The 25,167-nt window shown below is 40.0% G+C and carries 20 protein-coding genes; 12 read left to right on the forward strand and 8 right to left on the reverse strand.

Going from position 1 to position 25,167, the window contains the following annotated elements; translation table 11 throughout:
* Positions 1-141: 141 nt before the first annotated feature.
* From BVC89_RS04690 to BVC89_RS04720, 7 genes are all read left to right on the forward strand, one after another.
* Positions 142-1,938, forward strand: coding sequence for a DUF885 domain-containing protein (locus BVC89_RS04690; RefSeq protein ID WP_086934509.1), 1,797 nt, complete (start codon positions 142-144; stop codon positions 1,936-1,938).
* An 83-nt stretch (positions 1,939-2,021) separates the two neighbouring features.
* Positions 2,022-2,636, forward strand: coding sequence for a fumarylacetoacetate hydrolase family protein (locus BVC89_RS04695; protein ID WP_086930084.1), 615 nt, complete (start codon positions 2,022-2,024; stop codon positions 2,634-2,636).
* A gap of 25 nt (positions 2,637-2,661) precedes the next feature.
* Positions 2,662-4,374 (forward strand): gamma-glutamyltransferase, encoded by a 1,713-nt coding sequence (gene ggt / locus BVC89_RS04700; protein ID WP_086930085.1) that lies wholly within the window; start codon positions 2,662-2,664, stop codon positions 4,372-4,374.
* A 70-nt stretch (positions 4,375-4,444) separates the two neighbouring features.
* Positions 4,445-4,963 (forward strand): TrmH family RNA methyltransferase, encoded by a 519-nt coding sequence (locus tag BVC89_RS04705; protein WP_086930086.1) that lies wholly within the window; start codon positions 4,445-4,447, stop codon positions 4,961-4,963.
* 214 nt (positions 4,964-5,177) lie between these two features.
* Positions 5,178-5,471: a hypothetical protein gene (locus BVC89_RS04710; RefSeq protein WP_086930087.1), complete on the forward strand. Its 294-nt coding sequence runs from the start codon at positions 5,178-5,180 to the stop codon at positions 5,469-5,471.
* On the forward strand, positions 5,444-5,758 hold the full coding sequence (locus BVC89_RS04715; protein WP_245929408.1) for an AHH domain-containing protein: 315 nt from the start codon (positions 5,444-5,446) through the stop codon (positions 5,756-5,758). The genes BVC89_RS04710 and BVC89_RS04715 overlap by 28 nt, the downstream gene beginning before the upstream one ends.
* Positions 5,759-5,770: 12 nt before the next feature.
* Positions 5,771-6,382, forward strand: a complete 612-nt coding sequence (locus BVC89_RS04720; RefSeq protein ID WP_086930089.1) for a hypothetical protein — start codon at positions 5,771-5,773, stop codon at positions 6,380-6,382.
* A 233-nt stretch (positions 6,383-6,615) separates the two neighbouring features.
* Here the strand turns inward: BVC89_RS04720 and BVC89_RS04725 are convergent, their stop codons facing one another.
* Together BVC89_RS04725 and BVC89_RS04730 are read right to left on the reverse strand one after the other, a co-directional pair.
* Positions 6,616-8,712, reverse strand: a complete 2,097-nt coding sequence (locus BVC89_RS04725) for a M4 family metallopeptidase (protein WP_158657782.1) — start codon at positions 8,710-8,712, stop codon at positions 6,616-6,618.
* 593 nt (positions 8,713-9,305) lie between these two features.
* Entirely contained in the window at positions 9,306-10,316 is a 1,011-nt protein-coding gene (locus BVC89_RS04730) for a LacI family DNA-binding transcriptional regulator (protein WP_216825087.1), read from the reverse strand.
* 413 nt (positions 10,317-10,729) lie between these two features.
* Here BVC89_RS04730 and BVC89_RS04735 point away from each other — a divergent pair, with 413 nt between their 5' ends.
* The 4 genes from BVC89_RS04735 to treF all read left to right on the forward strand — a co-directional run bounded on the left by BVC89_RS04735 (position 10,730) and on the right by treF (position 18,486).
* A complete protein-coding gene (locus BVC89_RS04735; RefSeq protein ID WP_086930091.1) occupies positions 10,730-13,000 on the forward strand; it encodes a TonB-dependent receptor in 2,271 nt (756 codons plus the stop codon).
* 2 nt (positions 13,001-13,002) lie between these two features.
* Complete coding sequence (locus BVC89_RS04740) at positions 13,003-15,522, forward strand: hypothetical protein (RefSeq protein WP_086930092.1); 2,520 nt, start codon at positions 13,003-13,005, stop codon at positions 15,520-15,522.
* A gap of 66 nt (positions 15,523-15,588) precedes the next feature.
* Entirely contained in the window at positions 15,589-16,875 is a 1,287-nt protein-coding gene (locus BVC89_RS04745) for an MFS transporter (protein WP_086930093.1), read from the forward strand.
* 99 nt (positions 16,876-16,974) lie between these two features.
* Complete coding sequence (gene treF, locus BVC89_RS04750) at positions 16,975-18,486, forward strand: alpha,alpha-trehalase TreF (protein ID WP_086930094.1); 1,512 nt, start codon at positions 16,975-16,977, stop codon at positions 18,484-18,486.
* 60 nt (positions 18,487-18,546) lie between these two features.
* Here treF and BVC89_RS04755 read toward each other — a convergent pair whose 3' ends face one another.
* From BVC89_RS04755 to BVC89_RS29545, 3 genes are all read right to left on the reverse strand, one after another.
* Positions 18,547-20,220: a carbohydrate-binding protein gene (locus tag BVC89_RS04755; protein ID WP_086930095.1), complete on the reverse strand. Its 1,674-nt coding sequence runs from the start codon at positions 20,218-20,220 to the stop codon at positions 18,547-18,549.
* Positions 20,221-20,794: 574 nt separating this feature from the next.
* Positions 20,795-21,298, reverse strand: coding sequence for a porin family protein (locus BVC89_RS04760; RefSeq protein WP_086930096.1), 504 nt, complete (start codon positions 21,296-21,298; stop codon positions 20,795-20,797).
* Positions 21,299-21,404: 106 nt separating this feature from the next.
* Entirely contained in the window at positions 21,405-21,575 is a 171-nt protein-coding gene (locus BVC89_RS29545; protein ID WP_158657783.1) for a hypothetical protein, read from the reverse strand.
* 969 nt (positions 21,576-22,544) lie between these two features.
* Between BVC89_RS29545 and BVC89_RS04765 the strand changes: the two genes are divergently transcribed.
* Positions 22,545-22,754: a cold-shock protein gene (locus tag BVC89_RS04765; protein ID WP_086930097.1), complete on the forward strand. Its 210-nt coding sequence runs from the start codon at positions 22,545-22,547 to the stop codon at positions 22,752-22,754.
* A 202-nt stretch (positions 22,755-22,956) separates the two neighbouring features.
* Here the strand turns inward: BVC89_RS04765 and BVC89_RS04770 are convergent, their stop codons facing one another.
* From BVC89_RS04770 to BVC89_RS04775, 3 genes are all read right to left on the reverse strand, one after another.
* On the reverse strand, positions 22,957-24,252 hold the full coding sequence (locus tag BVC89_RS04770) for a Xaa-Pro dipeptidase (RefSeq protein ID WP_086930098.1): 1,296 nt from the start codon (positions 24,250-24,252) through the stop codon (positions 22,957-22,959).
* A 352-nt stretch (positions 24,253-24,604) separates the two neighbouring features.
* A complete protein-coding gene (locus tag BVC89_RS30500) occupies positions 24,605-24,727 on the reverse strand; it encodes a hypothetical protein (protein WP_281260985.1) in 123 nt (40 codons plus the stop codon).
* A 72-nt stretch (positions 24,728-24,799) separates the two neighbouring features.
* Complete coding sequence (locus BVC89_RS04775; RefSeq protein ID WP_086930099.1) at positions 24,800-24,979, reverse strand: hypothetical protein; 180 nt, start codon at positions 24,977-24,979, stop codon at positions 24,800-24,802.
* Positions 24,980-25,167 lie beyond the last annotated feature (188 nt).

The raw sequence follows: 25,167 nt of genomic DNA on the forward strand, positions 1-25,167 counted from the left end.
AATATCATTGAGGATGCCAACTGCTAGTTCGTTCCCTTAGGGTATAAATTTAATATTTACAAGGCCGTTGTGATGACAATAAATAAATCCAGTCATTTTGCTTTCATTATAACTTTTACTAAAGTGGGCATGAGCAAATTAATGACTAAGTTAATAAATAGGTTGGTTCTATGTGCGACACTTTTGATCGCTAGCACTAGTGTAACAGCTGAGCAATCAGAAAGCGATAAGGCGAATGTTTTATTCGATGAACTGTTTAATGCGGAAATTGCTCGCAGCCCAATTTCTCAGGGCTATTTGGGAATAAAAGACAACAATGATAAGTGGGACGATATTTCCGAAGCTTTTGCAAAAGAAAGTTATGACTTTACTAAAAAGCAGCTTACTACGCTGAAAACCATTGATGTTAAAAAACTAGATAAAGCTACTTTGTTAAGTTATCAGTTGTATGAGAAGAAGCTAACAGATTCTATTAATGATTATAAATGGCGGCATTACAACTATCCTGTTAATCAAATGTTTGGTATTCACTCTACCATTCCTTCATTCCTCATTAATATTCATCAAGTAAGCAGTGTTGAAGATGCAAAGGCATATATTTCGCGTTTGGAAGGTATCCCTTTGCTTATCGATCAGTTGATTGATAATTTAGAAACTCGTAAAAAGAAAAAAATTATCGCACCTAAATTCGTTTTCGCGCACGTTATTAGAGATTCTAATAATGTAGTTAAAGGGTCGCCTTTTGAAAAAGGGGAAGATAGTACTTTAATGGCAGACTTTAAAAAGAAAGTCGAAAAGCTTAATGCTAATCAAAAACAGAAGAACGAGTTAGTGAGTAAGGCTGAAAACGCATTAAAGAAAAAGGTTGGGCCGGCCTATAAAAAACTTGTTTCTTATTTAGCCAAGTTAGAGAAATCTTCAGATACCAATGATGGCGCTTGGAAATTTCCTGAAGGAGAAGCTTTCTATCGACACGCGTTAGAAACAACTACAACAACCCAACTTTCAGCAGATGAAATTCATAATATTGGCGTTAGGGAAGTTAAACGCATTCATGATGAAATGCGTACGATTATGGAAAAAGTTAACTTTAAAGGTTCGTTGCAAGAATTTTTTGTATTCATGCGTAAGGATAAGCAGTTTTATTATCCTCAGTCCGAGGCTGGTAAACAGGAATACTTAACCAAGGCGACAGATCTTATTAACACTATGAAAAGCAATCTTGATAAGTTATTTATTGTCAAACCAAAAGCTGACTTAATAGTGAAAGCTGTTGAGCCTTTCCGAGAGAAGTCTGCGGGAAAAGCTTTTTATCAACGCCCTGCTCCTGACGGCTCTCGTCCGGGTACCTATTATGCGAACCTTTACGAAATGTCAGCTATGCCTATTTATCAAATGGAAGCGTTAGCGTATCACGAGGGTATTCCTGGCCATCATATGCAAATCAGTATTGCCCAAGAAATTGAACATATGCCAAAATTTAGAAAGTTTGGTGGCTACACGGCCTATGTCGAAGGCTGGGGGCTGTACTCAGAACTTATCCCAAAAGAGTACGGCTTCTACGAAGACCCATATTCCGACTTCGGCCGTTTAGCTATGGAGTTGTGGCGTGCTTGCCGTCTGGTTGTGGATACTGGAATACATGCTAAAAAATGGACAAGGCAGCAGGCTATCGACTACTTGATTGCCAATACACCTAACCCTGAAAATGATTCAATCAAAGCTATTGAACGTTATATTGTGATGCCTTCGCAGGCAACAGCTTATAAGATTGGTATGTTAAAAATTTTAGAGCTGCGGCAAAAGGCGAAACAACAACTTAAAGATAAATACGATATTCGTGAGTTTCATGAAGTCGTGTTAAAAAATGGTCCAGTGCCTCTCGATGTGTTAGACAAGCTTGTTAATGATTGGATTGATGCCAAACAAAAAGGATGAGTATGGGGCCTGTTGATAGAAATTAGTCAGCGGGCCGAAGACAAATTGAAATTATTTACATTTTTATATTTTAAGGCAGCAATATGCAAACTGTAAATTTTGGCGATGAAAAAATTGCACCAAGTAAGATTGTTTGTGTGGGACGTAATTATGCAGAACACGCTCGTGAGTTGGGCAACGATATCCCTGATGATATTGTATTTTTTGTTAAGCCAAATTCTGCTATTAGCAATAGGCCTAAAGCTTTCATAGATGAACCTTTACATTATGAAGCTGAACTATGTTTTCTCATAGAAAATAATTCTTTTGCTGGCCTAGGTTTGGGGTTGGATTTGACCAAGAGAGCCTTACAGTCGATATTAAAAGAAAAGAGACTGCCTTGGGAACGTGCCAAAGCCTTTAATGGTGCAGCTGTGTTTAGCGATTTTATCCCATTGCCTAATAGCTCCCTCGAGGCTTTGAGATTTGAAATGAGCATTGACGGTGAACTACGTCAGGCGGCAGGTTTTGATATGATGTTAAACAAACCTGAGAAAATTCTAAACGAGTGTTCGTCTTTTATGAGTTTACAAGACGGCGATATTATTATGACAGGCACCCCAAAAGGTGTCGGCAAGGTGCCACCAGGCGGCTTGTTTGAAGGACAAATTTTTTACCAAGATAAGCCAATACTTCAGGTTACCTGGCTTGCTGAATAAATACTCCCTGAACTCCGGAGATACCATGAAAATTACATCTTTTCTCTTAGCTTTATCATTGTGCCAATTTGTTCATGCAGTGGATCGCGTAACGGGTCGTGTGGATGCCACCCGTTCAGAAACTATAGCTCCAAATGCTATGGCAGCTACCAGTCAGCCTTTGGCTACACAGATTGCCTTGGATATCATGAAGTCAGGAGGCAATGCAATTGACGCGGCTATTGCCGCTAACGCTGCCTTAGGCCTCATGGAGCCGACAGGAAGCGGTATCGGTGGCGATTTATTTGCTATTGTTTGGGATGCAAAAAGTAAAAAACTCTATGGCCTCAATGCTAGTGGTCGTTCACCTAAAGGCTTAAGTTATAACAAACTGAAAAAAGAGCTTAAGCAATTAGATCGTGAATTCCTACCTCCTTATGGCATGCTGCCAATCAATGTGCCTGGTGCTGTTGATGGCTGGTTCGAGTTGCACAAGCGTTTTGGCAAGCTCGACATGCAAAAAATCCTCTCACCCACAATCAAATATGCAGAGGATGGTTTTCCCGTGAGCGAGCTAATTGCCCATTACTGGAACTTGTCTGTGCCACGGCTGTCACCACAACCAGGCGCTTTTGTCGAACATTTTACGATTAATGGAAAAGCCCCTAAAAAAGGTGAAATGTTTCGTAATCCCGCGCTTGCTGATACTTATAAGTTAATTGCTCAAAATGGACGTGACGCCTTTTACAAAGGCAAGATAGCGCGAGCAATTGATCTCTTTATGAAGAAGAATGGCGGCTATTTGCGTTACGAAGATTTAGCTGAACATACCTCAGAATGGGTTGAGCCCTTAGGTGTTGAATATAAAGGACATACGCTGTGGGAATTACCCCCTAACGGACAGGGAATTGCCGCACTTCAAATGCTACAAATTTTAAAAAATTTTGATCTAGATGCAATGGGATTTAACAGTGTAGAGGCTCTGCATACTTTATTCGAAGCTAAGAAACTTGCGTTTGAGGATAGAGCACACTTTTATGCAGATTTGGCTTTTGGAAAACAGCCTATCCAGGGTTTGATATCTCAAAATTATGGCAAAGAAAGAGCAAAGCTTATTGGTGAACGCGCAGCTAAACGTGTTGATGCGGGTAATCCGGCACTATATGAAGGCGATACCATTTATCTGACCACGGCCGATGAAGAGGGCAATATGGTGTCTCTAATTCAAAGTAATTATCGTGGTATGGGATCAGGTGTTGTGGTTCCGGGTCTCGGTTTTGTTTTTCAGGATAGAGGCCAGCTTTTTTCTATGGATCGTAAACATGCTAATGTTTATGCGCCAGGAAAGCGACCTTTTCATACAATTATTCCCGCTTTTGTTACCAAAAATGGCGAGCCCTATATTAGTTTCGGTTTAATGGGGGGAGCAATGCAACCGCAAGGTCATGTGCAAATTTTAGTTAACATCGTAGATTTTGGTATGAACTTACAAGAGGCTGGAGACGCTCCGCGTTGGCAGCACTTTGGCTCTACCGAGCCGACCGAGTCCTCTACTAGCTTCCTTGAAGATGGTGGCTATGTTGAGGTAGAAGACGGCGTTCCCTACCAGACGATTCGTGATTTAATGCAAATGGGGCATAAAGTGCGTTATGGTCTCGGTGGTTATGGTGGTTACCAAGCAATAATGCGAGATTCAGAACAGGGGGTTTATTATGGTGCCTCTGAATCGCGCAAAGATGGTATGGCTGCTGGATATTAACTTTCACAATAAAATAAGAGGCCGTGAGGTTTACTTATGGCCCCTTATTTTTTATTAGTATTTTATTTTTATGAAGAATATCCAGTTGGATCATTCCCAACATTCTGTGCAAATGAAGCGATATCCTATTTGTCTACTGGCACATGATATCAATCTGGCAGTTAATATTGGCAGCTTATTTAGATTGGCGGATGCCTTTGCGCTAGAAAAGATTTATTTATCAGGTAATTCTGCTGTACCGCCTAATAGAAAGATTAATAAAACTTCAAGATCCACACATAAAATTGTGCCTTTTGCCTATGCTCAAGAACCCTTAACAATTGTTAAAGAGCTTAAAAGTGACGGTTATAAAATTATTAGTTTAGAGATTACCTCTGCCAGTGTAGATATTCGAACATTTACAACATCTTTGTACGATAAAATATGTCTTATACTCGGTGATGAAAATAGAGGCGTTTGCCAAGGGCTTATCGATGCCTCAGATCACGTTGTACATATTCCCATGCTCGGCGAAAATTCGTCGATGAATGTGGCATCAGCTTGCGCTATCGCAGTTTATGAGTTGGTTAATCAATATCAGGGAAAATAAATATTTACTAGGACTAGAGTCTATTCCTGTTCTTGGCAAAGCAGAACCAAGCGCGTGCCGATAGTAAGCGGAGATGTTAAAAAACTTGATATATGTCTCATGCAGTGTCGTGCTATAAAAATTATTGGCGCGATAGCTTAGTCATTGAAATGTAGGACGGCTGGTAAAATATCGAGCTCATCTTTGTTCTTACCTCACATACAAGGATCGCCGAATGTTTCCTGATATTAAGCCTGCGTTTACCCATGTTGAAAAATTGCTTGTCCAATTCGCAAATATTAAACATCCAACATTAGCTGATTTTATGGCCTTTCGGACTCGGGCTCAGGTTGGTGATTTTCTGGACAAGTACCGTGCCAACACTGCAAAGATGACACAAGAACAATTACAATCAGAAAATCATGATTCCGCACGTATGGGACGTTATATGCGCCGAGCTGACACCCGCGCCCTTCGCCCCGGTGTGATGCTCATGCTATTATTTCAGGGGGGCATAGGGACGCTTTAACACTTCGTTTGCTCTTAGCGTGGGTAGGCATACGAGTTGATGACCCTCATAATGGATGCTGGTTGCCGCGGGACTGGGACGATCGTAAATATATGCCAAATCATCTTCGTCATGCTGTTCCCCACTGCCGCATCCACCATGAGCAATATTATTTTTGGCTACGTAATCGTATCAACCCCACGATGATTAAAACGCCGGATCAATTGATAAATACTCTACGCTTGATTAGAGTGGCCTTACAAAGTGGTGCAGTTCCAGCAAACGTAATGCCGCAAACAGGCCGATAGGATTTTCATAATATGACACTTTACACAATTGTTTTTGATAATCGTCACTATCTCTCGATGATTTGGGATAGCACACAAATTATCGAACTTTCCAATAATCAATTGGATCACCGTATTGATATGAACGGTGCGCCTATTCGTCATGCTGGTATTTTTACAAAGCCGTTGAATGTAAGTTTCGAAAAAAATTTTGAGAGTGATGAAAAACTGTTTAAGCCGGATATAACTGTTCAAGAAGGTCGATTTTATTTGAATGATCAAGCCTATCAAACTTTGTTTAATCTTATTAAAGACGATGGTGAATTTTTGCCTTTAATTGATGATGAAGGTAACTCTTGTTACGTGTTTACGCCTTTACATGTTGCGGAAGAACAAGGCGGATTAGACACTCAGTTGAGTAAAAAAAATGAGTGGGGTGATTTAGAAAATCTAGCGTTTCATGAAGAAAAAGTTAAAAACTGGTCTACATTCCGCACAGAATTTAACGCTTGTATGACATTACAATGTAATCAAGCCGTCAAAGATGCAATTGAAGAAGCTAACTTGAAAGGTGTATTTTTTACAACGGATTTAGGAAATGGTTACTCAAATCAATTTGATGAAGATGTGCAGATAAGAAATTAATAAGAAATAATCCACTATACGGCTTAGGCGGCTGTGTAAAGTTGGTACCTATAACACTTTTTTAACATCGCTCTTGAACAAAACAAATTGGCCAATTCCCAAACTGTGAGCCATTGACATTGCCTTCGTAAGCTCGGCGCAGAACTCCTTTCTCATGAGCATTAACGATACCGAAGGCAAAGTTTATTGTACAAAAGGGGCTTGCTAACAAGCCCCGGCTTATTATTTTTGAATTATTCTAGTACCCATCTTTCAACGTCTAAGTTGTACTCAGCATCCCTAAATGCTCGTACAGAGATAAAAGTTTTATCGTTGGCAAATACTTCGCACGTTTCATTAGATGTTGATGTATAAGGGCGGCAGACCCAATCTGAGAGGCTTGGCTCAGAACCAAAGTTTACATACAAATCTGCGTCTCCTGTTCCAGTCATAGTTGCTACCAATGGTACAACAGAGGAAAACTCCCCTAAATGATCCCAGGTGTTTGCTTCTACAACTCCACTAAAACTATCAACAACACGTTTAATCTTAGGTGTGTATGTAATTTCTAGTGAGAAGTTAGAGGCTCTAAATGAAAATGCATTGACTGATACATATATAGCTTCATCCGCCTCAGATGTACAACTTTCATCTGATGAACGTCTGACATTTGGACGACAATCCCAATTGAACCAATTAGGCCTTGCCCCTTTGCGAACGTAGAGGTTCGCATCACCGCTACCCGTCATTACCGCGCTTAGTTCATCGGTAGAATTGAAGGGGCCGAAGTGTACCCAGCCACCGAATGAGACTGCGCCATTATAGTTCATGGTAATTGGGTCAATTGTTGGTGGTGGTGGTTCTTGCCCACAGGTTAACACGCCCACGGTATTAAATGCTGTTGTAACGTCTTCGGTACTGTAACCTGCATCTGCTGCTGCACTTTGAACTCCACAGGCACCATCGTCAAAGTCAGTGCTTTCAGTCCAATAATTTTGGTTAGCGCGAGCAAATACGGTGAAAGCTTTTTTAACATCCCATCCATCCATATTGGCCAGTAAATAAAATGCTCGATTAAACACACCCGAAGAAAAATGCACATCCATTCCGGCGGTAAAATCATCGGCGTGGCCAATTGAGCGACCATCTAAAGTTGGGTCTTCAAAATAACGTAATGACCCGTCGCCTTTAAATATTTGTGCCCCTACTAACCAGTCGTTAGAGCAGGTTCCATCTTCCTGCATGCTGTTAAAACATTCTGCTGCTTCACCGGCTATGTCGGAAAATGCTTCGTTAATTCCACCTGATTGTTCCGCATAAATAAGGTTAGAGTTTTGTTCTGTAAACCCATGGCTAACTTCATGAGAGGCGACGTCGAGGCTGACCAATGGATAGAAGGTTGTTGCTCCATCGCCGAATGTCATTGAACTGCCATCCCAAAATGCGTTTTCATAATTGACGCCGTAGTGAACGCGCATTGTTAATTGAAAAGTCAGAGGTGCGGTATCTAACCATTGGTCGTACATATTAAATACGATGCTGCCAAAAAAGTGGGCGTCGTTTAAGGGGGAGTAGGCACCATTTATAAATTTTGCTTCATTTTGAGGACATTCAAATGTATGAATGTCAGTACCATCTGTCGTATTGTTAAGGTTGATGGTTCTAACATTAGTATTCTCCATTGAACACTCAGTTCCATTTTGAGTTACATCGAGAAAACCAAAATCAGTACCATAGAAATATTGACCAGTCTTTTCGTTACCTCCTGGGCCTGTGCCAACTTCTGCATGAGTTAGCCCGTCTCTCTGCTCAATAATCTCTCCTGAATGTGCGTCAATTAAAATAAATGGACGACTTGGCTCAACACCATCATCTATTACATAATTAATATGATAGGCGAGTGTTCCTGATTTTCCATGAGATGTTACAACTAGCTGTACTTTAGGGTTTTTATAGTGTGAATTATTCTCATCAAAACCTGCTGCGGCTAAAGCAGTATTTTCATCAATGCTAGGTACAACTGTATCTAGCTTTAGATCTTGCATTATATAGCCAGAAACATTATGAGCTATGTCGGCCTTATTTAGGTGTGAAATAATTTCTCCACCATAAACTTTTACACCTTTGTAGTACTGATCCATACGGATGTGTTTGTCGCTCTTTTGCTCTTTTCTCGCTACAAAATCGGCAATTGATGAAAACCCTTTTACGCCATTAATTTGATCCATAATAGCATTTTTATTAGTAAGTGCGTTGACGTTAACAAGTTTTGCGGCATGTATATTAGGTGCAAAGGTAACGCATAGCGCTGCCATTGAAATGGCAGTACTAAGTCCTTTTATTTTATTCATATGTAATGCTCCAAAAAATAAAATGAAATAGAATCCATTCACTATTGGAATAGTGATGAGGAGGTTTAATGAGTCTTTATAAATCAGTGCTTATGGTTATCGCAGCAATGACTAGAAGCCATTTCATAACTGCTGCACGTGCCGATACAGCGTTAAAAATAATCTCAAAATGCTCATTTACTTCGTGTAAACTCCGCTTTTTCGATTATTTTTGCCTTGTCTCGCCTGCGTTCGCGAGTTATGAAACAGCTTCTAGATGTTTCCGATCAAGTTAATTAAGACTTAACGGAATTGATATGAAAGATATAGAAATATTGAATTTATGGAAATGTTATTACAAGACACTTTGGGCTATCGAGTGACATAATGCTATTTAATATAAAAATACAGAGGCAATTCGATATTGTTTATTGTTAGCAATTATTCACTTAATAAAGTATTGTAAAGTTTTAGTTTCGGATCGCTGAGATGAGATCTTGGCTTTAATTTTATTTTATTAAATTTTTTTAAGGTTAAATGAAATGTCTTTTTGTAAAATTTACGGCTTAAAAATACACATAACATAAATAATTATCTTATGATAATTATTTATGTTATGTGTCGCGTACAATTAGTTCTGTTTTTATTTTTCCAGATGTAACTTCTTTATTGTCCAAAATCTGCATTAATTTTTTAACAAGCAACTTTCCTGCTTGATAAGTATCTTGACGGATGGTCGTTATTGGAGGACTGAAAAAAGCGGCAGCCGGGATGTCGTTATAGCCCACCACAGATACGTCTTCTGGCACACGTAAACCTCGGTCAATCATCAGGCGAATAAATGCCATTGCAGCAGTGTCATTGTAGGCGAGTACGGCATCTGGTGGGCCACTAATCGAGTCTAGATACTCACTCGCCGCCTCAAAAGCCGCCTCATAAGTGAAGTAATCTAATTCAATATTATTTAACTTAATATCTTCACCACTTTCTTCCAATACCTGCTGTAAGCCTTTGTAGCGAGCATAGATTTCGCTATGGGATAAGTTTCCTAAAAAAAGGAAGTTTCGGCGCCGACGTTGTAAAAAATATTTACCCGCCATTTGCCCACCTAACACATTATCGCTGCCGACTACACAATAGGATGTATTTTCAGTAGGGGCGCCCCAGACTACAAATGGCGCGCCAGTGGATGCAAATTCGTCTAGCACATCCATTCTGTGACCTTGCCCTAGAAAAATAAACCCGTCTGCACCTCGTGATGAGTAAATATGGTGTAGGGAATCTGTATCATTATGATTAGGCGCACATAATAATAAATCTTTATTTAAATCACCAAGTGCCTCTGATACTCCAGCCAGTAATTCAAAAATAAAAGGGTCAGAAATATGATTTTGTCTATGTGAACTAAAATCTATCGAGACTCCAATTGTATTAGTATTTTTATGGCGCAGCTTTTGCGCGTTACGATTAACTGCATAGCCATATTTACGAGCGACGGACAGGACATGTTTTTTAGTTTGGGCGTTAACTAGAGGGCTATCACTAAGAGCGCGGGAAACGGTAGGTTTTGATACTTTAGCTAAAGCCGCAATATCATCCATGGTTATTGGTTGTTTCGGTGACACTCTTTACTCCTCAATAATGACAAGGGCTAATTCTTCTTATATATAAGTCTAGGTAGTTAATGTTTTTTCAGTGTAACGATTATTGCTTGCTTTGTAACTCCGATTTCATTGACGGATCTTGTTTAACCAATTTAGGTCTTGAGTATGGTTTTTCTTCTTACTATCCGGCGATGGTGTTGTCGGTACAGGAGGCCTTTGGCTATATATTCTTTGCCGCCAAGCAAGACACATGTAATTGAGGATATTAACATTTTATATGATTTATATGAGAACTTATTATGAGAATTTATGAAATGCATTTCAAAAATTTATTGAAATGCATTTCATAAGGAATTACACTCTTCCTTAAGTGTAAAAATGCTTTTCACGCCATAAAAATAATGAACCTTATCCAGGTAAAAGGGGAAACACTCATGAATCGCTTTGTCATTGCTAATAAGCGTCAAGTACTAAAATCTGTATTGCTTTTCGCTACCATAAACACGGCATTCTCTGCTGCAGCGCAAGATGACGATCAATTAGAGGAGGAGCTAATTGTTGTCGGTACTGCAGGGGGAGCGGGAATTAATAAGCAGGATGTTTCATTTGCCGTCAGTGCCTTAAATGCTGACCAAATCGAGCGCTTTGCTCCTAAGAGCACCGCAGATTTATTCAAAGCTATCCCTGGTGTCTGGGCAGAGAGTTCTGGTGGTGTTGCAGGTGCAAACATTGATGTGCGTGGTTTACCTGGTGGGGGCGATGCGCCTTTTGTTACGCTTACACTTAATGGAGCGCCTTTATATGGTACAGAGTCGCTATCGTTTTTTGAGCAATCATCTATTTTCCGTGTCGATGAAACCATCAGTTCAGTAGAAGGGTTACGAGGTGGTCCTGGTGCGGTCTTCGGCAAGGGGGAGCCTGGACTGACAGTCAACTTCAATTTGAAGCGCGGCAAAGAAGAAACCGAGGGCAGAATTAAATACACCACTTCTGATTATGACTTGCAGCGTTTTGATGGTGTTCTAAGCGGTAAGCTTGCAGATAATACCTACTACATGATTGGCGGCTATTTCCAACAATCACCTGGTATTAGAGATGCGCAGTTTACTTCGGAAAAAGGTGAGCAGTTTACCATCAATTTGACTCATGAATTTGATAATGGCGAGATCAGTGTTTTCACGAGGGTAACAGATGACCACGGACAGTGGTACCTGCCGTTTGCCTTAAACGCTGGGCATGATGCTGGTGAATTTTCTCAACTCGGCAATGCCACACGTTTACGTGAAATTCAAATCAATGCTAATGGTGATACAGAAGTCTTTGACTTTGGTCGTGGTCGAGGTTGGGACGGTTCAGTATCCGGCGCTAATATCGAATTCGACTTGGGAGGAGGCTGGACTCTGCGCGATAAGGTTGGCTTGACCTCTGGAGACGCTAATACTTTCGGCTTTGTTCCTTCTGGTGGCGCTGTTCAGGCCTCAGCTTTGAGTGCTGTTATCGGTGGCCCAGTTACCACACTGGGTGGGCAAACCTTAGCAGGAGACGATTTTGTTCAAACTTATGGTCATTGGGTTGTGCTCAAAGATTTGCGCTCTTTTGTTAATGATTTGAGTTTAAATAAAACTTTTGCTGATCAGCATGACGTAACTTTTGGTATTTACCAATCCAGTTTTTCTGCTAACGACTTCTGGTCCATTGGTAACCCAATCGCGGTGCACAATACCGCTAATGGCGATATTCTCGATGGCGTCACGCCTGATAATATCGCAGCAGCAGGCGGTGACGCTGGCTTCAATTTTGGTTTGGCTTCTGCCGGTGATGCACGCACTACGGCGTTTTATCTTGCTGATTCTTGGCAGGTCAATAATGACTGGCGCATTGATCTTGGTGTGCGTCAAGAAAGTATCGATATAAGTTATGTGCTCGATTCTGGGCCAGGTTTTCCTGATGGCAGCCGTGACTTAGCAACGGATTTGGACGACGACCAAGTAGCCTATACTGCTGGTGTTAATTGGGATGTCAGCGATAGTGCAGGAATTTTTGCTCGCTATTCTAAAGGCTTTTTATTCCCACACTTCGACAATGTTCGTGAAAACCAACTAGAAGTGAATGATATTGACCAGTACGAATTGGGCTTCAAATATGGTGCTGGTGTTCTCGATTTATTTGCCACGGCTTTCTTTAATACAAATGACTCATTCGATAGTGTAGTGGGTGGCAATGTGGCATCTTCCTCTTTTAAAACCGAAGCCTCGGGGTTAGAAATCGATGCCGTTGCAACTTTTGGTGCTTTGCGTTTATCTTTAAGTGGTGTGGTGCAGGATACTGAAATTACAGAATCTACCATCGCTACCAATGTTGGTAACGCGGTATTACGGCAGCCAGATTTCCAGTTCCGTTTTGAGCCCAGTTATGATTTCCAGCTTGGGGATTTTAGTGGCAGCCTTTATGCCGCTGCCACCTTTGTTGACGATCGCTTCGGTGACTTAGCGAATACTGTTGATTTACCTTCTTATGAAAAATATGACGTGGGAGTGCAACTGCACGGACAGTCCGGCATCTTTTTCCAAGTGCATGCTGATAATATCAGTGACTCCGATGGTATTACAGAAGGTGATCCGCGTAATGCTAATTCTCCTAACGGACGTCCGATTCTTGGTCGATCAGTGCGCTTTAGTATTGGTTATGATTTCAATGCAAGCTAAAAATGTTACTTAATAATGTAAATACTGGATTTACTGTTTCCATTCTCTTGGGTCTTTACTTTGCCGTGTCAGGTGTTGCTCAGGCTTTGCCAGGAGCCGAGCAACGAACGCCTGCGCGTGCAGAGTATTTTTCTTGGATCAATAATACTAATGAAGGCCCAACTGCTGAACAAACGTTAACTAACTTAGATTTCTTTGACTGGTTACAAAAAGAGTATGGTTTACAGTTAGATATTTACGCATTTGATGCGGGAGCAATTGATGGTAAGCGCTGGTATGGCTCGACTAAATCAGAACGCTTCCGTCAGCAGTTTCCTGCCGGCTTAGATCCCATTTATCAGCGTGCCAGTGAGATGGGGATTAGGTTGGGGGTATGGGGAGGCCCGGATGGTTTTGGCAACAGTTTAGCAGAAGAGCAAGCGCGCATTGATATGATGCTTGAACTATGTGACCGTTATCGTTTTGCTTTATTTAAATTTGATTCGGTCGCCGGTCAATTGCGCGATGAAAAGCAAGACGCGTTTGCAAAGATGATGACTGCGTGCCGTAAGTTTGTTCCCGATTTAATTTTGTTAAATCATCGTCTAAATCTTGGTGACGTGGGAACCCCGCACGCCACTACCTTCCTCTGGGAAGGGCAAGAGACATATATTGATGTGCACTTAGCCAACAATAAGCCGGCACCTCATCATCGAGCTGGCGCTCTCGCTCGAGGTTTACCGCCTAAGCTTTCTCGTTTAACCGAAGACCATGGTGTATGCTTTGCAGCGCCTTTGGATTATTGGGACGATGAACTTGTTTTACAAGCATTCAATAGGGCGTTGATTTTATCTCCGCAAATTTATTGTAATCCCTGGTTACTGCGAGATGACGAATACCCTAAGCTTGCACGTATTTTCAATTTGGCTAGGAAATATCGAGATATTCTTGTAGATGGAATGGTTTTGCCTGAGCGTCGCTATGGTAAGCATGCTGTTGCTCGTGGTGACGACAATACTCGATTATTAACTCTACGTAATTTATCCTGGCAGCCGGTAACTTATACTCTTCGTTTGTCTGATGAAATTGGTCTTAAGTTATCAAATAGAAAGGCTCTTTATGAAGTCAGACGATTTCATCCAGAGGAATACATCCACGGTAATTTTTCCTACGGTTCCAAAGTAGATATTACCGTCGAGCCTTTTCGCAGTGCTTTAATCCGTGTGGCCAATATAAGTAATTTGGCCAAAAGTGATATCGGGGTAAATGGAATAACTTATCAAGTGTTGCGTGATATACCTGGAAAACCAGTGGAAGTATTACTGACAGGCAGACCCGGCGAAACAACAGATATATTTTTGACGGGTACCGAAGGTTTTGTGTCTGCCAAACTGGATAATCATTCAGCTGACGATCTATTAAAGAAAGACCAGACTCTGCCTCTAAGCTTTCCTGGAAAAGCCTTACATAATGATACTTACCGCTATTTAGGGCGTTTACAGCGCAGTGACTATCCCAAAGATGCCGAAGCTTTATACGAAACTACTGTTTTCTCCAGTGATAATAATGCTCTTGAAGTAAGAGCGTTGGCTCGCTCCGGTGATAGCAAGATCAATGTGGTTAATAAAGCGAGAGATGCTTTTTTTACTCAAGCACTTTTTACCGATAGAGGGATCTGGGATCGTAACTTATTTGACGATAATCCTGAGACAGCTTTTTTTAGAATGCAGCGCTGGCAATATCAATGGAATACAGACCCGGATGCAACAGTTAATGGCGGAGCATTTAGGCTTGATATGGGAAAAGTTAATAAAGTTGATTTTATAACATTAGAAAGCCGAGACGAGGAATCTATACAGCCGCTAAAAACGGGAGAAGGTATCGTTGCTGAAGTTTCTGCAGACTTAAAAACATGGACAAGCGTTACTTTTATTGCTCAACCCTCGATGCGCATTAGCATGCCTTATCAAGGGTTTCCGGTACGCTATCTACGAATTTTAGAGGCCCCTGCTTGGCTGAGTGAAGTTCGTGCTGCTTATCAAAATAAAATGATCGATAGGAAAAAATGGCGAGCATCTAATTTATTTGGTCACTATAAAAACATGAAGTTTTCCAAAGCTTGGCAAAAACGTCTAGTAATTGACGAGGTTACTGAGGGAGCCTATTTAGCGATTACTGTTCCAGGTAAAGTCGGCAACGAGTCAGTATATGCCGCTATGCGTGTTCATGGTGAACAAGATGGAAAGGCAAAGATTGAGTTAATTGGTGCATCAGATAGAGCGCCATCCTACCCCGCAAACACTTGGGAGTTGCAGGTAAAGCCTGTGGATGGTAATTATACGTATTATGTTCCACTACACTCTAGCTGGAAGGGAAAACCTATGGATGTGATTTTACTGGCCAACGATGAAGTCTCTAATATTAAGTCTGAAGTGTGGCTAACGCGATATCCTAAGCCTCTTGCACAACGACGGTTAGTACTTGAGCGAGCACCGGCAAAGAAAGTTAGTTATTCTAGAGAGTCATTAGAGAGTGGACTCTAACGCTGATTACGCAGTGAGAACCTAAAGTAAAACAATAATAAGTATATTAATTGATGGGGTGTGTGTATGAAATTCTGGAGTATCAGACTTTCACTATTTATCAACTATTGGATTTTCGCAATATTACTAAATAGTGTTGGTACTGTTATTTTACAGGTGCAGAATAGTTTTGCGATTAGTGAGTCTGCAGCTGGTATTCTAGAAGCATTTAAAGACTTGAGCATCGCAGGCACATGCTTTCTAGTGGCTTCATTTATTACCCGTATTGGTTATAAAAGGGCTATGCTCATCGCCTTGGGCTTGGTGTGTATTATGTGTTTACTTGCGCCTCAAGTGCCTGCATTTTGGATGAACAAGTTGATGTTCGCAGCCATAGGTTTTAGCTTTGCTCTTGTTAAAGTTTCTATCTTTGCCACTATAGGTCTGGTAACGAATAGTAGTCGAGAACATGTCAGCTTAATGAATTTCATTGAGTCATTTTTTATGATAGGAGTTCTCTCTGGTAATTATATTTTCAGTCGTTTTATCGATGATGCCAATCCTGGTTCGCTAGTATGGCTGAATGTTTACTATGTTTTAGCTGGTTTTGCTTTTCTGGCATTTGTACTACTATTTTTTGCCCCTTTGGATGAATCCAGTGTTACAAAAAATGTTGCAAACGAAGATAGCATTTCTGCAAGTAGTGATTTTATTAGTATGTTGCGCCTGGCATATCGCCCGTTGGTGTTAATTTTTATCGTTTGCGCTTTTCTATATGTGTTAATCGAACAAAGTATTATGTCATGGTTACCGACATTTAATAGCAAAATCCTAAATTTATCTACGACACTTAGTATCCAAATGGCAAGTATACTTGCTGCCTCTACTGCGCTTGGTCGCTTTGTGGCTGGTTTTATATTTAAGAAAGTTGACTGGTATCGAATAATAGTTGTTAGTTTAATTTTTGCCACTTGCTTAGTATTGATGGCATTACCTTTAGCAAAAAACATTGACGCAACACAAGCCGGTGCCACGCAAATAGATAGCTGGTTCAGTGCGCCCTTGGTCGCATTCGTTTTTCCTTTAATTGGATTTTTTATTGCGCCAATATACCCGGCTATAAATTCAGTTATTTTATCTGCTTTGCCGAAGCATGATCATGCTTCGATGGCTGGCCTTATTGTTGTCTCTTCTGCACTAGGGGGGACTACAGGGTCTATCATTACCGGTACTTTGTTTGAACATTTTGGAGGCACGGTTGCTTTTTATTGCTCCCTCATTCCAATTACGATAATTTTAGTGGCTCTGCATTTATTTAAAAAGCAAACTGATAAATTAGAGTCGAATCGAGCGCTCCAAGCACTCGATGTTTAAAAAAATTACAATATAAATTACTAGACGCCACCCTATAGCTTGCAATTGTAGAAGTTATAAAATTCACTCTACTGTCTATAGCTGTGGCAGAGGACAACAATGTATAAGATTGAAACACCTGACAAAATATATGGCCGCCTGTTTGAAGAGGTGCAAGGCAAACGCTTATTTAAAGACTCTAAGCAATTTGTTGATGCTATACCTAAAAGTGAACCGGCGACAATCTTGGCTTCTTATGAAGCTAGCTGTCAACGTGATGATTTTGATCTAAAAAACTTTGTCGTCACACATTTCGATTTTCCTGAACAAGAAGGTTCTTCATATTCCGAAGATGCAAAAAAGCCTGTGAGGGAACATATCGAATCCCTTTGGGACGTCTTGTCTAGACAAGCAGATAGTGTAAGTAGTGACATATCTTTAATTCCGTTACCTAAGCCTTATATTGTGCCGGGTGGACGATTTAGGGAAATTTATTACTGGGATAGTTATTTTACCATGCTTGGCCAAGCCGCTTCTGGGCGAATTGACATGCTTGAATCTATGGTTGAAAATTTTGCCTATTTAATTGATAAGTTAGGCTTTATCCCCAATGGAAATCGCAGCTATTTTTGCAGCCGTTCGCAACCACCATTCTTTGCTTTGATGATAAAGTTGCTGGCAGACAAAAAAGATGATCCGTCTGTTTATATTAAGTATCTTACTCAGTTAGAGAAAGAATATGCATTTTGGATGGATGGTTGTGATTCCTTAGAAAAAGATGGCGATAGTTGTCGGCGTGTAATAAAAGTAGGCGAAGGCTTTTTAAACCGTTATTGGGATGATTCTGATAAACCCAGACAGGAAAGTTATTTTGAAGACTTGGAACTTGTTAATATCTCAGCTCGTAATCCAGACAAAATGTATCGGGATATTCGCGCAGCTTGTGAGTCTGGCTGGGATTTTACTTCTCGTTGGTTTTCTAACTATAAAAATATTGAGAGTATTCGAACCTCGGATATCGTGCCGGTTGATTTAAACTCTCTTCTTTATTTTGTTGAAGATACCTTGGCACAAGCATATAAAATGTCTGGGGATCTTATACTTAGTCAGAAGTTAAGTAAAAGAGCAACTATTCGCAGGAAAAATATTCAGGAACTATTTTTTGATAGCAGCATAAACTTTTTTTGCGATATAGTGTTGCCGGATTTTAAACATAGTTCTGCACTTTCATTAGCTTCTATTTTCCCTCTGTTCTTCCGTATTGCATCATCTGAACAAGCGGCACTATGCTCAGAAAAACTTGAGAAATTCTTTTTAAAATCTGGCGGTTGGGTCACCACTTTGAATTATACTGGCCAGCAGTGGGACGCGCCCAATGGTTGGGCCCCCCTACAGTGGATAGTATATCGAGGCCTTTGTAACTACGGCTTTGATAAACAGGCGCAAGAGGGTGCGAAGCGTTGGGTCGATAACAATTTGTATGTATATAACAAAACAGGACAGCTAGCAGAAAAATACAACGTTGAAGAAATTGGCGTTTCAGCAGAAGGCGGCGAATATGTTGTCCAACACGGTTTTGGTTGGACAAATGGTGTGCTGTTGCAAATGATGAATGAGTTAGGGCTTGACTAATTAATCCATTATTTTCATATATTAGGGCCTGTTGGTAGGCCCTAAATACGAATTACGCGTTTACTTCCTCTTTAATGGATAAAATGTTCCGTTTGCTGGCCTCGGTCCTGTTCTTCTAATATCTTGATAGCCTCTTAGTGTATACACTGCATTACTATTGCTAATATTTTGTTTCTCATTGCGATCGTGCTTCGCCTGATTATTAAAAATGACATTATTTTTTCCCGGAGGACGATGGCCATATGATGCTCCACCCGTTTCGATAACATGCCAGTGATGTACAAAAGGGAGCTGTATGCTATTTTTTTCGACCAAGTTATTGCCGTCATCACCGTTGTGGAAGTTAATATCGACTTCAAGCTTGTTCTGGAAGACTACATTGTATTCGCCACCCAGTTGTATTGAAAGATGGCGTATCTTTCGAACATTTTCGTTACTTACTAGAACATAATCGCCATCAATGCGGTAGTAACAATTGCCACCACCACCTTTGTTATAACAACGATAAACATTGTTACCTCGCAATGTAAGGTGGCTGGATTTGTTATCGACATGAATGGGATCGGTTCCGGCTTCTAGCAGATCCGTATTTTGAATCCACGAATCATGACTATCACTAAACTTTATAAAGCCTACATACAAATTTTTATCTGAAATGGTTTTTTTATTTCGATCACCTCGTCTAATCTTAACGTCGTTTATCCAGGGCCAAGGAGATGAAGTATTTTTTTCTCCAAAATTGTTATGGTCTAACGGTTCATAGCCGGGGACAGAATAAAACAATGTTAGGTTTTCAACTCCAGCACTTTTCACATCATCCATTGATATCGCAAATGTTTTCCTAGGATTTGTATTCCAGGAGTTACGCATATTAACTTCTAGTCGAGTGTCTTTTCTACTTTCCCCTCGCAGCACAACATTACTTTTCATTCTAATAGTCGATTCGACTTTATACGTACCTCTTTTTAGTAATACTACACCGCCACCTTTTTGTGATGCTCGATTAATAGCACTTTCAATATTCTGTCCTGGAGCTATTGTTTCTACTACTCTTAATTCTCCTTCACATGGAATGCCACCTCTAACACCGGCTTCAGTCCATTTTTTTATTTGAGAGTGTCGAGAGTCCCCACGGCTATCATCGTAAATCCATCCAGGGTCTCCTATTTTAGGTGTGCCGTTGCAACTAGTACTATTGCTGCCTTTTTCACGTATATCAAACCAGTTTAAATTAAAATCACCACTTTGAATATTGATGCGAAGCTTATGATTTCCCCGGGTTAGTCGACCTAGATCTAGACTTGAATTTTTCCATTTTTGCCAGCCGCCGGTTCTATCAATTGTTAAGTTTTTACCAATATCGAGACCATCTATTTCTAGTGTTAACAGCCCACCACCTGGAGCCGATGCAACTCGAAAATCTACTGTATATTCTGTCGTTTTACGTACAGTTATATCATACTCCAGCCACTCTCCAGAATCTGTCCAGCCAACATTATAGCCGCCACTAGAGTCTGAAGTGTTCTGTATATCTACATCTTGGTTTTTAAATTTCCCGCCTGCATTGCCGGGTGTAGTATCAAAAAAACGATTATAATTTTCTGCCTGTATCTTTCCTGGAATTTCCACTGCGGCTGTTAAAAAGGAATAACCAAGAAAACATGAAGCTATAAGATAAGGACTTAATTTTCTAACTAGTGGTTTTTTTTTAAAGAACTTTGTTAGTTTGGGCATTTTTACCCCTCTTTATTAAGGTATTTCTAGCATTTAGTGTGCGAATGAAAGTAAGTAATTTTAAAATAAAAAGTAAATTTTAATCGTGAAGTGACTATATAAACAGCTTGATGCTAGCTGGACGGTTCTTTAGAGTAAAGGAACTAATTCTGCCAACATTATTTTTTGTGAGAAAATTAAAAAAATAATCTCAAGGTTTAATCGTTTTCTTTTTTTTTTTCGTTTTTAAAATAGAACTTTGAAAGCTTTTGCCGGATGTAACTAAGAGATTAGTGAATTTAAGTATCCGTTTATTTTCAGGATTGAAAAACGCTAATTTAGATTCTATGGCCCCATCTTATAAGTAGTTTCTCTTCTATATTTTTTGAGACAAAATATCTTAAATAGCGATATTCCATCCTTCGTTGTGAGTCTGCTGGCGTCTATTATAATACTTGCCGACGAAAAAAATTTAGGTATGAGTATTATGCGTGTTGTTCCTCTATGTTATATGTTGCACCCAGCGCAGATCTGAGATCGGATGTGCAAGGTATGCCGTAGAAACGTATTTAGGTACAATCAAGATAATGCCTGACTAGTAACAGCGATCAAGAATTTTTTGTACCGAGAACTCGCTAATCACATCAGTAATTTCGATATCATAGTAATCAACATTTAAATGTGGTGGTGTTGAGCCAAATTCTGATGTCCATACAAAACCAGCAGTAAAAGTATCGGCTCCTTCTAGTGTTGGCAGTGCGCTAGCATTTGCACCGTTAAATACATTCACCTGGCGGGATATACCGTTTCGAACTGCACCTAATCGAGCGTCTGTCATCCCATTAGAAATACATGGTTCTCGCAAACGATCATCAATAGGGTGCCAATTCAGGGGGACGTTCCAAGTATCGTTCGAGCCTGGAATATTGTAATCAGCTTTCCTGTATGCAAAGCCCACAATCAAGGACTCTGCCAATGGAACGTCTTCAATAAGGGGTAGATTAGCTTCGAAGAAAAAATCATCTACGTTATAGCTACCTGATATCGGTAATAGGTTGCCACCAGCCCCACCTTTACAGCTGCCGGGAGCGAGTTTCAAACTTGAAGACTAGCGATGAGTGATAAAGAGTTACTGACTGTTGGAAGTTTTTTGGCTTCGATGGGGGTGTAACTCAGACAGTTCCTATCGCTTGTTCATATTTTTGTTATTGTAAAGCAATAACTCTGACGTAAGCGGCTTGCTCTGGAGTAAGTGTGTCGAATCCACCAAACAAGTTAATAGATACACAGGTTGGATCACCATTAACACCTGTAATACCGTCGGTTATTTTGAGTGCATTTTTGATATTGGTAATATTACTGTAACCATCATGCACAGAGGCGTGGTTAGACCTTCAATATCAAAAGGAAAATTGAATATTCCCTGCCACTTTATCTGTGACGATGAAGATCGGTAGAACCTCACTAAGAACAAGCGGGTGGCACCTAAAGTTCTTTTTCGTTAGGAAGTATCATAGAGAATATAGGTAGAAAAGTGCCTACAGTCGCTTTTAATTTTTCAAATGAAATAAAAAATAATTTTTTATATTTCTATTTTGTATATTTAATTTTCTAGGTACTCTTATATAGATAAGTCTTTGGTAACTTATTATTACTTCTGGTTTTTCAACATACGGCTTGTTTATCATGTTAACGATTAGGCCGCATTAGATTTTTCAAAAAAGCCGCTGGCATGTTTTCTATCTAATACTTTAGTATTAGGAAAGCTAGATTCTATTAGCTCTAATATAGAGAACCCTTATAAAGTATGTATTGTTCGTGCGTGGCTGTGAGCTCTCACATTACACAAGTTATTTGTGATTATGTATTAATGGGAAAAGTTATGGCTGGATATTTGTTTGTCATACTCTTCAAGTACAATGCACTACTTTAACTCTTAAGTACATCTATGAAGCGATGCTCCATAGAGGCTTATATTCAGGCATCTTGATGTTAAATATTTATGAATTCGTATACCCATGCGCGCTAAAATAGGGCGTCTTATTAATGAATAAAGATCTAACCTATTGCCTCTGCAGCTCATAGCGTCTTTTATTGACATTTGGCGCATTTATTGGTTTTTTATGGTGATATCGCCAATTATCCGAGGGTTTGAGTATTATTGACATTCTTATTGATATCTATAAACTGAGGCCCGGCAAGAAAGAAAGTCTATTATTTATGTTCTCCCGTTTCGAAATGTTGTTTTTGATCTCGTCTTGTAGTTTGTAAGTTCCAGTCTGTTTTTCTGCTACTTTTGCCTTTATTGGCTAATTTACTTTTATAAAAAAATATAGGATCTACTCATGTCTGAAAAAGTTACTGGAACCGTAAAGTGGTTCAATGAATCTAAAGGGTTTGGTTTTATCGAGCAAAAGTCTGGCCCAGATGTTTTTGCGCACTTTAGTGCGATTGTAAGCACAGGTTTCAAAACTTTGGCTGAAGGTCAGCAAGTTGAATTTACTATCGTTGATGGCCAGAAGGGCCCTCAAGCTGAAAATATCGTTGCTATATAATTTAAGTTAAAAGTTAATTGGTTTTTAACTAAAACTTTTACCTGACTAAAATTACTTATATCATCATAAAAGTGGCCGTATAGAACGTGCCACAAAAATGATAAGAAAGAGATGATAAGATGTTAAAGCCTTATCATCTCTTATCATTATCATCTCCTACTCATCATCTCTTATGTATTATCTTTTGAATAGAAACCTCGTTTCATTCAACCAGCTTACCGCCTTTAACAACAATATCGATGCTTTCTAATACTTGAATCTCTTTGAGAGGGTCAGATTTCACAGCAATAAGGTCTGCAAAACGCCCTACACGGATTTCACCTACATTTAACTCATTATTTGAATTTTTCCAAGCCAAGAGTTCTGCTGCATGTATGGTTGCAGCTTGAATCGCCTCTAGCTCTGACATACCCCAATCCACCATATATTTAAACTGTCTTGCGTTAAGACCGTGAGGATAAACTCCAGCGTCTGAACCAAATGCTAGTTTTACCCCCGCTTTAACAGCCTTGTTAAAATTTAAACGCTGGGTCTTACCTACCTGACGTTCTTTTGCTAATGATGCTTCCAGAATCCCAGCTTTCCTGCCTTCTGAAAGGATATAGTCGCTAACATAGATATCCATGACTAATGTCGTGCCGTGTTTTTTTGCCAAACGAATCCCTTCGTCATCAATCAAACTCGCATGCTCAATAGAATTTACACCAGCTTTGATCGCTCGCTTAATGCCGTTTCTGCTATGTGCATGGGCTGCGACAATCCTGCCTCGATCGTGAGCTTCTTCAACAATAGCTTTCATTTCCTCGATACTAAACTGGCTAGAGTTGATGCTCGTTCCTTTTGAAAGCACTCCGCCTGAAGCTGCAAATTTGATAACATCCGCACCGTATTTAATGTTCTCACGCACGGCTTTCCTTGCTTCCCAAGGGCCGTTTGCGCTGCTGGGTGAGCGGTTTTGATAGTGAGGGGCCAAGAGCCCTCCGTCGCAATGACCGCCTGTTATACATACCATTCTGCCAGCGACGCGCATACGCGGACCGGAAACTTCTCCTTCATTGATGGCATCGCGCAGTGCTACATCGGCAAAGCCTGCAGCACCGAGATTCCTTACTGTTGTAAAGCCGGCTTTGAGTGTTCGCTGTGCACTATTAACACCGAAAATTGCTGCTCGCGGTATAGAGCGTGATAGCCGCTTGTAGCCGTGTAATTGTGAGCTACTTGTGAGGTGAACATGGAGGTCTATAAGACCAGGTAATACATAGTAGTTAGAAAGATCTATCGCTTCAGCTTTTGGTGGAACAAAGCCCTTATCAGAGATAGATACTATTCTTTCGTTGTTAACTTCAAGGATTTGGTTATGCATCCATTTCCCCGACTGTACATCGAGCATTTTGCCAATCTTTATATATTTTGAATCGGTGGCTCGGATGCTTTGCGCTTTTGTAGTTAGAGGTAAAAATGCCAAGGCAATGATCAGATAAAAGGAAAGTGTATGCATAGGAATATCCGTTAAAGCGATATTTTTTTAAACAGTCGTTTGGTAGTGAAAAGTAACCCAGGTTAGATAAATTGGACAAGCTTTATTATCACTAAAGTAGACATTATATTTGCCTTTGCGTGTGTTCGATGCAGAAACTCGGTTATACTTTTTAGGTAGAGAGGTTTTAGATAGAGAGATTTCGGGTGGAGAAGGGAACTAATGTACTTTTGATAAGGGGGAGTACCAATGATAGGCTTTGATGGATCTCATCGGGGTTACTACACTTAACAAAAGAGGCGTAACCGTTGAATGCTAGCACACTCAAAAGTTACGCCCCTTTTATCTATAGCTCAAATAAGTGCTATTGAAATTAAGCTGCTTTCTTCAGTGCTTTTTTCAGTTTTTTTAGCTTGCCTTCTTGCTTAGCAATTTTAGTTTTACGTGCTTTGATTTCTTTTTTAATGGATGCTACTTTTTTTGATGCTTTAGACATGTGTTATCTCCAAACTATTTTGATATAAATTACGTTCGATATAAATTACGCGTTACGCGGTTCACGCCGCCTTCAATCATCGTTTTGATGTTGCTCTAAGAAATCACGAACAAACTTTCGTATTTCCCGAGCAGCGCTTGTGTCCAGTTCTTCGCATAATGTAATGAACTGATCTCTCTCCTCACCATTAATACGAATAATCAATTGACTATCCTTTTTTGGCGCTTTTTTTCGCTGTTTTTTCCCAGCCATACGAATTATCTTCAAGTTTACTGTGATATGTTCACGGCGTTTTGAAGGCTAAACCAACAGCCCTCTACATTGATGTAAATGCAATGTATATACAAAATATATGCGCTGTAATTATGTTTGTCAAATTAAATTTGTGACATTTTGTTATAATTAAGGCCTTTTTAACATTAGGACAGCTCTATTAATCT

This window comes from Agarilytica rhodophyticola (assembly GCF_002157225.2).
Classification (GTDB): Bacteria; Pseudomonadota; Gammaproteobacteria; order Pseudomonadales; family Cellvibrionaceae; genus Agarilytica; species Agarilytica rhodophyticola.